The sequence below is a fragment of the Streptomyces sp. NPDC058239 genome, from assembly GCF_042882185.1.
GTDB lineage: Bacteria > Actinomycetota > Actinomycetes > Streptomycetales > Streptomycetaceae > Streptomyces.
Map to the genome: position 1 here is coordinate 1 of NZ_JBHVWS010000112.1, position 9,736 is coordinate 9,736.

Sequence of the window (9,736 nt, forward strand, 5' to 3'; positions counted from 1 at the left end):
GCAGAACGGCCAGATCCGCGATCGCCTCGCCGCCGTCGGCGAGCATCACTGCGAGATCGGTGGCGATCCGGCCCGGGTCATGGCCGGTGCCGCGCTTTCCTGCGCTTCAGGCGACCAGGCGTCTTCCTGTTCGGAGATGGCAAGTCCGTTCTGTTACGCATGCTGCAAATCAGTCATTTCCGCATGCTATTTAGTCGTTTGAGACGTAACAGCATGGTGTGGTGTCGTATCGGTCGTAGCTTCGTCGCGCTGTCGTCGCGGCAGGTGCACAGGGTGCCTGGGTAGTACGACGGCATGGGGGAAGCACTGTGTTCTTCCGATGGATGCGTACTGCCGTGAGCGCTGTCGCGGCGGTGGCCGTTGCGGGTACATGTATGGGGGCGGCGGCCGAGCCCGGCCCGGATCACCTCGCGGCCAGTGTCGATAAGGGGCCGGCGACGATGGCCGCCGCGGATACCGGCGCCGCCGCCAGGTGCAAGGTCGGCAACATCGTCTACACCCGCACCACGGAGTGTGAGACCGCCCGGGCGACGGTGGAGGTGATCCATAACCGTGCCGTGGTCGGTACGGCGACGTTCACGATCAGCCACGAGATGACCCTCAACAAGAAGTCGCTGAAGTGGTCGGAGACCATGCGCGTCAGCAAGGCGACGATCGTCAACAACGCCCGCGGCATCCGGATGGGGGTGTCGGTCTCCTGCGGCAGTCCGTGCAAGGCGTCCAGCCACGTGCCCGGGCACACCCTGGGATCCGCCTTCTCGGGAAAGGTCGACTACAGCGACGGGGTCAAGAAGAACAAGACCCACAGCAGCGCGGCGAACTACACGTTCACGTTCACCAAGCCCGGATACACACTGGGCAGCTTCTCGTACGCCTCACTGGGCTTCCGCTGCGACGACACCTTCTGGAACGCGGCCAACACCCGCCGCCTGGTGCGTCCCGGCTGCGTCTTCCCGAAGTTCAAGCCCACCCTGACGACCATGAGCACGCTGCCGGAGATCGCGAAGAACATCCGCCGGATCCAGGCGAAGGGCGGCCACTACGGCAAGCCCGGCTCCGGCCACCCGCTGCACCGCCTCACCGATGACAGGAAGGCGGCCGCGAACAGGCGTGCCGTGTGCGGGAGGACGACTCCGCCGCACGGCAAGTCCTGCGACGAGTACCCGTTCGCCCGGACCCACGAAGGGGGCAAGGCACTCCCGGCGGCCAGCCGGGGCATCGCCATGGTCCCGGAGAATGAGCAGGACAAGCAGGGCGGCCGGATCATCGGTTTCTACAAGCAGGAGCGCCTTGTGAACAAGGATGGCTTCTGGGTCGCGGTCTGACCCCACAGCGCACAGCTCATGCTGCGGCCCGCCTGCCTGTTGAGGTGGGCGGGCCGCAACACGGTGTCGGAGAGTTGAGAGAACGGGGAGAGTAATGACGGCCCAGGGCCCGGCCCGCGTGCAGGTGTCTCACCATCAGTACGTTCTGCTGGACACGGACGCAGAGGAGCCGGATCAGGACATCGACGACCGGCTCGCGGGCAACGGACTCGTCTACACCAACCAGGCGTCCACCTACGCCACCATCCTGACCGGGACGTCCTACGGTGATGTCGATGTCGTCTTCGGTGTGACCGTTTCCGAGCCGCCGCTGAACTGCGAGGGCTGGGACGAGGTCGTCGAGGTCAGCCTGTACTTCCCGTCCGAGGGACCACTGGTGGGCGACCCTCTCTCCGAAGACCTGGTGGAAGTCCCTCTCCTCGGTGAGGAGGGGGAGCACCAGTGGTGGAGGTTCCGGATCCACGCACGTGGACGGGACGCGGCGTCCGCGGTCGGTGACATCTACGCGGAGGAGGGCGACACCGTTCTGGAGGAGCACCTCGTCCAGATCTGGGCCGCCCCCCAAGCGCCGGAGACCCGGCACCGGCTCACCGACGAGGTCGGCCGGCGCAGGCGCACGGCCAGCCCCGAGGAGTACGAGGCGACGAGGGCTGCGGAGGCATCCCACGCGGCGACGCCCCCCACGCCCGCCGAGGAGATGCCCATGGCCCCCGTGCACGCCGAGCTGCACACCCGTACCCCGGACACCCCAGCTGACTGAGCTGGGCGAGTACCCACTACTGCAGGACTGGCCGTGGTAGCCACCAGGGTGCTCCCGTACCCGGAGGATGGGGAGGGGCAGTGCGCGAATGAACGCCCCTCACTGGTACTCAAGGGGTGTCACGGCGCCGGAGGCCAACCATTGGGCCAGGGCGGCAGCAAGGCGGACGCCGGCCCGTGCTGCGTCCACGGTCTCGGGTACCGTCGCGGTCCTGGCAAGAGGGAGGGGCGGAAGAGGCAACGAGCAGTCCTCGAACGCGCGGTCAACCGCAGGAGAAGCCAGGCTGGCTGGCGTGTCAGTGCCCCGTGCCACCCTGTACCAGTCCGGTGGTGGTCTCACTCGAAGCCGATGCCACCACCGGGCAGCAAGACTTACCACCTGCATATTTGACCGTCTGTCACCACACTGTTACTTCTGCGATCATGAGGGCGCATCAGCCCCTGACCAGCTGGAGTACCGCCGTGACAGCACGCCGCCTCGCCCCCATCGCCCCGATCGCCGCCCTCCTCATCGCGTCACTCGTCGGGTGCAATCCAGGCGTAGCGGATTCGGGATCCGACTCCAAGCCGTCGGCCTCTGCCTCCCATTCGGGCAAGGTGTCCGCGGCACTGGGCGCTCCTGCGGGCGGCAGCGGCCTGTCCCTGGCTGAGGCCATCGTGAAGATCCCGGCCGGGACTGAGGACCGCACCGGGTACGAGCGCGACAGCTTCCGTCTGTGGGTCGATGCGGACAAGGACGGTTGCGACACCAGGAAGGAAGTCTTGATCGCGGAAGCGGTCAAGGCACCCGAGCAGGGGGCACGGTGTGCGCTGACCGGCGGCGAGTGGCTGAGCTACTACGACGAAGTCACCGTGAACGCGGCCACGAAGCTCGACATTGACCACGTCGTACCGTTGGCCGAGGCATGGGACTCCGGGGCCTCGAAGTGGGACGCGGACCGGCGCGAGCAGTACGCGAACGACCTCGATGCCGAACGCTCCCTGGTCGCCGTCACTGCGAACACGAACCGGTCCAAGGCCGACCGGGACCCGGCCGAGTGGCTCCCGCCGGCCGCCTCCGCCCAGTGCACCTACGGCGCCGACTGGGTCGGCACCAAGCTGCGGTGGAAGCTCACCGCGGACGACAAGGAGCGGGCGGCGCTGGAGAAGCTCGCCCAGGGCTGCTCAGACACCGTCGTGAAGTACGAGGTAATTGCCTAGCTGGCAGTCGGGCGTGGCACCCTCACCGCAGTCGGACCACGGTGAGGATCCCGTGCCCTCCCCGCCCCGGCCAGCACCTCGACGACTATGTCGGTGGCCACCGACATCCCGGTCTACTTCTGCGCCCCGGCCAGTCCTTGGCAGCGCGGGTCGAGCGAGAACACGAACGGACTGCTAGGGCGGCCGCTCACGCGACTTCATACCGGTGCGCCCGACCGCCGCGCCATTCGACCCAGTGCGGGTCGTCGAAGAGATCCCAGGCGTCATCGAGGCCGGCACGCCTCAGGAACTCAACGAGGTCACGGTCATCGCGGGCGACCCCAGCGATCTGTCCGTTGATGGCGACATTGCGCCCGCCCGATGGGGACAGGCCGTGGACGACTACCGGGGCGCTCATGCTTTCAGGGTGGCCCGGGGTGACGGCGGGCGCATCCGGCTGGCCCAGGTGCGCAGGTCCCGGTCCGGCGTGAGGATCGGAGTACGGGCGGCGGTGTAGGTTCTCGCGGCTCACGTCCTACAGCAGCGCTGTGACCTGCGGCTGCATCCGGTGTCGCACGCCGTGTCTCGTGCCTTCAGTCTCACGGTCGTGTCCGATCCCTCGGGCTGACCGCGGAGGAGGGCTGGCAACTCGTACGCGGACGCACAGGTCTCTTGCCCTTCGCTTCGCCGGGCCACACGGACACACGATCGTGGGCGATTCTTCCGGATCGCATCAGCGGGTGTCGATGAGTGGAGGTCGGAGGGGCTCTGGTGCAGGCGATTGCCGTATAAGCCCTGGAGGTTGGATCATTGCGACAAGTGCCGGGACTGAGGGGCACTTCACAGAGAGTCCCTGCAGGGCTGTGTAGATGTCCCGGGTCGTGCGTGATTGTCAGAGGAGTGGGCCAGGGGGCATGGATGACGGCGGCAGTCGCAGTGGTGCTACGGACAGAAGAGTGCTGGCCTTGGGTGTCTCGTTGGAGGGGCGGGACGAAGAGGGCCCGCCGCCTCTAGATGCGCTGGATCCCCTCCTCGAAGCGCCGCAGCATGCCGCGCACGTGACCGAGGTCGTGCGCAAGTTCGGCTACAGGCAGCACAGTCCGGCGAACTCGGAGGCTGATCTTGCCGAGGAGGTCCGCAAGGCGTTGAAGAGCCCGTCTGAGGTGCTGATCGTTCATCTCGTCGCGCATGGCCGGCTGGCCGACACCGGCGAGCGGGGTCTGCACGTGGTGGGCGGGGATGGCAGCAACCTGGATGATCCAGTGTCGTCGTGGATCAGCCTGATCGAATCCCATCCCGATAAGCCGCGGCCGCTGACGCTGTTCATCCTGGATCTGTGTCATTCCGGAGTCGCTGCGACGCTGCCCTGGCATCAAGAGATGCCCGTCGGCCGTCGTCGTGCCTGGGTCATCGCCGCGACCGGCTCCCAGGACCAGGCGTTCGACTACCGGTTGAGCAGGGCCACACGCACCGTGCTGCGGAATTACCTTGACGGCACATCCACGGTGGACCAGTCCTGCAAGTACATTCCGCTGCCCACGGTGGGGCGTGAGATCGCCCGTGAAGTGGCAAGTCTCAGCGCGCAGGAAGGCTTCGAGCAGCTGGTTGACGGCAGTCGCGTTGCTTTCATCGAGCGTGTCGAAGATCTGGAGGAACTGCCGTTCTTCCCCAACCCCCTCTACGACAGCCGCCGGTCCCGCGCGTTATCCGAGGTCGATCCCGGAATCGCTTCTCTGGTGGACGAGGCATTCGATGCCCGGCACTTCATGCTGCGGGGTGCCGGCAGCGAACCGCTGGACCGCAGTCTGGGGCAGGGATACTTTCACGGCCGGGATAAGGAGGTCTGCGTTCTGACCGACTGGCTCAACGGTGAGGGCGGTGGCTTCCGGGCCGTCACTGGCAAACCGGGGGTCGGCAAATCGGCTCTGCTCGGGGTTCTGGTGTGCGCCGCCCACCCCCAGCTGCGCGAACCGGCGCGGAATCTGTGGTTCCGGCTGCCTGCCAGGCCGGCGTGCAATGACCGACTCGCCGTGGTGCATGCACGGCGCCGCGATCTGGACCAGATAGCCAACTCCGCCGCGCGCCAGATGGGGGCGAAAGACGAGGACCGGCCTGCCGAAGGCTGGGACGCAGAGCAGCTCATTCAGCTCGCCGGTCCCGGAGGATACACGCTGGTGATCGACGCGCTCGACGAAGCTGAACGTCCCGACGACATCACCCAGGCCCTGCTGTTACCCCTGGCCCGCGCTGCCGTCGCCGGTCATACCGGGATACGGCTGCTGGTTGGCACCCGCTCCGAGCCGCCGTTCACCGCCTTGCTGCAACTGGCGCAGGACACCAATGGGCTGATCAACCTCGACCACACCCAACCGGCCGACACCTATCAGGCGGTGCGGCAGTACGTCGGCGACCTGCTCGCCGTCGACACCCCCTACGCCGCTCGCGATTTCGTGAACGCCGCCAACGCGCTCGCCGAAGGCATCGCGGAACGCCTGACCGGCAAGGGCGATCCGACGTGGAGCGAAGCCTCATCGGATGAGCCGAAGCTTCTGGGTTGGGGCGAGTTCCTGGTCGCAGGACTCTACCTTCACCACGTCCTGACCTTGCCCACCGAACACGACCCTGGCCGTGCCCGGGAACTCGGCCTCCAAGTCCCCCGAGACCTGCCTGATCTGCTCGAACTCGATCTCGCCCGGCGTGCGGATCAGCCCGATGCCCGCGCGGTCCTGGCTGCTGTGGCCCATGCCAGGGGCTCCGGCATGCCCGAGCGCATCATCGCCAACGCCGCCGCCGTGTTCACGCCTGGCACAGATCCTCTGTCCTCGCGCAGGGTCCAAGAAGCCCTGGAACAGGTGCGCTTCTACCTGCGTCAGGACATCGATACCGACGGCACCACCTTGTACCGGCTCTTCCACGAAGGTCTCGCCGAACGCCTACAGGCCGACCCGTTCGGCCCTCAGGAACAGGGGCAGTACACATGAGCACAGCCATTCGCCCGGAGCCTTTCGCCGACGCCATCTTCCGTCAGCTCATCGCCTCGCTGCCTCGCGCAGACAATGAACGACCCGCCTGGCACGTCGCCGAGCCCTACCTGGTGCGCCACGCCGCCCAGCACGCTGCGAGCGCCGGACTGGCGGACGAGCTCCTCCAGGATGCAGGCTTCCTCGTCCACGCCGATCCCGAGACGGTGACCGCTGCTCTGCGCCAGGCGACCGCCCCGGACGCGCGCCTGGCGGCTGCGGTCTACCGCGCCTCTCAGGGCATCCATCGAGACCTCGACGCCGACCAGCGTCGGCAGATTCTCGCCCTCGACGCTGCCCGATTCCAGGCCGCGGACCTCAGCCACGACTTCGCCCGCGGCGCTGGCTGGAAGCCACTGTGGGCGACCGGTACCCAGGTGTCGGGTGCACTCACTGTCACCCTCACCCACCCCAGTTCAGTGCGCGCGGTGGCGACGGCGGTGGTGGACGGCCGGCCCGTCGCCATCACCGGCGGCTACGACGGCACGGTGCGCGTGTGGGACCTGGCCACCGGCCGCACCACCCACACCATCACCAGCCACACCGGCGAGGTGCAGGCGGTGGCGGCGGCGGTGGTGGACGGCCGACTCGTCGCCGTCACCGTCAGCGGAGATCCCGCGGTGCGGGTGTGGGACTTGACGAGCGGCCGCATCACCCAGCACGACCTCATCGGCGAGGTGAGGGTAGTGGCGGTGGCGACGGCGGTGGTGGACGGTCGGCCCGTCGCCATCACCAACGACTACAACGGCGTGGTGCGGGTGTTGGACTTGACCACCGGCCGCACCACCCGGCACAACCTCATCAGCAAGGTGGTGGCGTCGGCGGCGGTGGACGGCCGACTCGTCGCCGTCACCATCGACTACGACCACAAGTACAACCGCGTGGTGCGGGTGGTGGAATTGACCACCGGTCGTGCCATTCACACGATCACCGGCCACAGCACCGAGGTGGGTGCGGTGGCGACGGCCGTGGTGGATGGCCGGCCCGTCGCCATCACCGGCGGCAGCGACTCCACGGTGCGGGTGTGGGACCTGGCCACCGGTGATGCCGTTCACACCCTCACCGGTCACTCCGGCAGTGTGTTCGCGGTGGCGACGGCGGTGGTGGATGGCCGGCCCGTCGCCATCACCGGCGGCTACGACGGCACGGTGCGGGTGTGGGACCTGGCCACCGGTGATGCCACGCACACCCTCACCGGTCACTCCGGCAGTGTGGGTGCGGTGGCGACGGCCGTGGTGGACGGCCGGCCCGTCGCCATCACCGTCAGCGGAGACCCCACGGTGAGGGTGTGGGACTTGACCACCGGCCGTGCCATTCACACGATCATCGGCCACAGCACCAGGGTTGGTGCGGTGGCGACGGCGGTGGTGGATAGTCGGCCCGTCGCCATTACCGCCAGCGGAGACCACGGCACGGTGCGGGTGTGGGACCTGGCCACCGGTGATGCCGTTCACACCCTCACCGGTCACTCCGGCGGGGTGGGTGCGGTGGCGACGGCCGTGGTGGACGGTCGGCCCGTCGCCATCACCGGAGGCTACGACGGCACGGTGAGGGTGTGGGACCTGGCCACCGGTGATGCCACGCACACCCTCACTCACACCCTCACCGGTTACGACGGCGGGGTGGGTGCGGTGGCGACGGCCGTGGTGGACGGTCGGCCCGTCGCCATCACCTGCGGCGGAGACTCCACGGTGCGGGTGTGGGACCTGGCCACCGGTGATGCCGTTCACACCCTCACCGGTCACTCCGGCGGGGTGGGTGCGGTGGCGACGGCGGTGGTGGACGGTCGGCCCGTCGCCATCACCTGCGGCGGAGACCCCACGGTGCGGGTGTGGGACTTGACGACCGGCCGCACCACTTACACCCATACCCTCACTGGCAGTGTGTTCGCGGTGGCGACGGCGGTGGTGGACGGCCGACCCGTCGCCATCACCAATGGCTACGACGGCACGGTGCAGGTGTGGGACTTGGCCACGGGCCGTACTACTCACACCCTCACCGGTCACTCCGGCGGGGTGGGCGCGGTGGCGACGGCGGTGGTGGACGGCCGACCCGTCGCCATCACCAGCGGCAGCAACGGAGAGGAACAGGTGTGGGACCTGAACAGCGGATCGTGCCTGACAGCGCTTACGCTTCCCCACCCCGCAGAGTGCAAGACGATCACCGCGGATGGCACGGTCGCACTCGGCATGGGACATGAAGTCATCGCGCTCACCCTGGAACCGGTCTTCAGGAGGCTTCGATGAGCAGTAGCAGCGGCAAGCCTTTGGCCGTCGTGGCCGTGCATGGCGTGGGATATCGCGATGCCCGCGCCACGGCCGAGCAAGTACGCGTGGGGCACATCCAGAGTTGGACGCGCCACCTCGCTGTCGGGATGGGGATCGAGACAGCCCGCCTCGCCCTCGACTTCGCCTACTACGCACCCCTCCTTCACTCTGGCCCAACCGTCCAAGGCCCGCAGGATACGGACGAGTTGAACGATCCACTGGCCAAGGAGCTGATAGCGGCTTGGCTGGCGGAACTGGGGGCGCCCCGGCGCGTCGCCCAGGGGGCGCTGACGATGCCGCTGCGGTATGCCGCTTCCTGGGTGGCGGAGAAGTTCAGCCTGGACGGTCGACTGACCGAACTCTTCATCCGGGTCTTCTTCCGTGAGGTGGCCACTTACCTGGCCGACATCGACTCCCCGGCGCGCGCTGCCGTGCGGGAGGAAGTCGCCGCGAGGATCGCCCGGCACCGCCCCCGGGTTGTCCTCGCCCACTCGCTGGGCACTGTGGTGACCTACGAAGCCCTCCACGCACATCCCGAACTACAGGTGGAGCTCTTGGTGACGATGGGCTCGCCCCTCGCCCTTCCACACGGCGTCTTCGACCGCCTCATCCCCGCTCCCACCGGCGCCCCGCCCGCCCGCTTCGGCCTGCGCCCCGCAGGTGTGGCCCGATGGGTGAACATTGCCGATCCCGGAGACCCGGTGGCCATCCCGCCCCATCTTGCCCGGGCCTTCACCGGGATCAGCGAGGACCTCACCGATCCAATTCACCCGACTTTTGGGTTCCACCACGCAAAGAACTACCTGTCCTGCAAAGCCACCGCCGCCACGCTGGCGCCTTTCCTGGGGCTGTAGCGGTGACACGGCTGCTCCTGTCTTCCGACGGCTCCGGGCGCGGCGGTGTCATCGACCTGATGGCCGCTCTGAACGCCTCAGTGAAGAAGGCAAAGGAATCCCGCGGCGAGGGCGAGCACGCCACCATCCACGAGATGAAGCCCCGCAAGAAGGCGACCGCAAAGAAGGCCCCGGCGAAAAAGACCGCAGCCAAGGCCGCGGCGAAGAAGACCGGCGCCCGAAAGCTGAAAAGTGCTTAGACGTCGTTTCTTATGGGGTTGTCGCTCGTTGAATCGTGCATGAAGGATCTGGTTGAGCGGTTGGCGCCGGATGAGTTGTGGGTTCTGTTCCGG

General features: G+C 67.7%; 9 protein-coding genes. 8 read left to right on the plus strand and 1 reads right to left on the minus strand.

Annotation, left to right across the window (positions count from 1 at the left end):
- The 4 genes from ACFVYE_RS46680 to ACFVYE_RS46695 all read left to right on the plus strand — a co-directional run.
- On the plus strand, nt 1-202 hold a 202-nt coding region (locus ACFVYE_RS46680), incomplete at its 5' end, for a hypothetical protein (protein WP_389609635.1).
- 238 nt (nt 203-440) lie between these two features.
- Nucleotides 441-1,325, plus strand: a complete 885-nt coding sequence (locus ACFVYE_RS46685; protein WP_389609637.1) for a NucA/NucB deoxyribonuclease domain-containing protein — start codon at nt 441-443, stop codon at nt 1,323-1,325.
- Nucleotides 1,326-1,419: 94 nt separating this feature from the next.
- A complete protein-coding gene (locus tag ACFVYE_RS46690) occupies nt 1,420-2,085 on the plus strand; it encodes a hypothetical protein (protein ID WP_389609639.1) in 666 nt (221 codons plus the stop codon).
- Between the two features lie 422 nt (nt 2,086-2,507).
- The gene (locus tag ACFVYE_RS46695) at nt 2,508-3,284 is read left to right on the plus strand and encodes an HNH endonuclease family protein (protein WP_389609641.1); all 777 of its coding nucleotides are present in this window, start codon (nt 2,508-2,510) and stop codon (nt 3,282-3,284) included.
- A 187-nt stretch (nt 3,285-3,471) separates the two neighbouring features.
- Here ACFVYE_RS46695 and ACFVYE_RS46700 read toward each other — a convergent pair whose 3' ends face one another.
- Entirely contained in the window at nt 3,472-3,681 is a 210-nt protein-coding gene (locus ACFVYE_RS46700) for a hypothetical protein (RefSeq protein ID WP_389609651.1), read from the minus strand.
- Between the two features lie 496 nt (nt 3,682-4,177).
- Here ACFVYE_RS46700 and ACFVYE_RS46705 point away from each other — a divergent pair, with 496 nt between their 5' ends.
- The 4 genes from ACFVYE_RS46705 to ACFVYE_RS46720 are packed head-to-tail and all read left to right on the plus strand — an operon-like array spanning nt 4,178 to nt 9,643.
- Nucleotides 4,178-6,244 carry a hypothetical protein gene (locus ACFVYE_RS46705; protein ID WP_389609643.1) on the plus strand — a complete coding sequence of 689 codons (2,067 nt, stop codon included), beginning with the start codon at nt 4,178-4,180 and terminating at the stop codon, nt 6,242-6,244.
- Nucleotides 6,241-8,529: a WD40 repeat domain-containing protein gene (locus ACFVYE_RS46710; RefSeq protein WP_389609645.1), complete on the plus strand. Its 2,289-nt coding sequence runs from the start codon at nt 6,241-6,243 to the stop codon at nt 8,527-8,529. The genes ACFVYE_RS46705 and ACFVYE_RS46710 overlap by 4 nt, the downstream gene beginning before the upstream one ends.
- Entirely contained in the window at nt 8,526-9,404 is an 879-nt protein-coding gene (locus tag ACFVYE_RS46715; protein ID WP_389609647.1) for a hypothetical protein, read from the plus strand. The genes ACFVYE_RS46710 and ACFVYE_RS46715 overlap by 4 nt, the downstream gene beginning before the upstream one ends.
- A 2-nt stretch (nt 9,405-9,406) precedes the next feature.
- On the plus strand, nt 9,407-9,643 hold the full coding sequence (locus ACFVYE_RS46720) for a hypothetical protein (RefSeq protein ID WP_389609649.1): 237 nt from the start codon (nt 9,407-9,409) through the stop codon (nt 9,641-9,643).
- Nucleotides 9,644-9,736: the final 93 nt, after the last annotated feature.

Coding starts and splice junctions, on each gene's coding strand:
- ACFVYE_RS46715 (WP_389609647.1), top strand. CDS start 8,526: ATGAGCAGTAGCAGCGGCAAGCCTTTGGCCGTCGTGGCCGTGCATGGC.
- ACFVYE_RS46690 (WP_389609639.1), top strand. CDS start 1,420: ATGACGGCCCAGGGCCCGGCCCGCGTGCAGGTGTCTCACCATCAGTAC.
- ACFVYE_RS46705 (WP_389609643.1), top strand. CDS start 4,178: ATGGATGACGGCGGCAGTCGCAGTGGTGCTACGGACAGAAGAGTGCTG.
- ACFVYE_RS46685 (WP_389609637.1), top strand. CDS start 441: ATGGCCGCCGCGGATACCGGCGCCGCCGCCAGGTGCAAGGTCGGCAAC.
- ACFVYE_RS46700 (WP_389609651.1), bottom strand. CDS start 3,681: ATGAGCGCCCCGGTAGTCGTCCACGGCCTGTCCCCATCGGGCGGGCGC.
- ACFVYE_RS46695 (WP_389609641.1), top strand. CDS start 2,508: ATGAGGGCGCATCAGCCCCTGACCAGCTGGAGTACCGCCGTGACAGCA.
- ACFVYE_RS46710 (WP_389609645.1), top strand. CDS start 6,241: ATGAGCACAGCCATTCGCCCGGAGCCTTTCGCCGACGCCATCTTCCGT.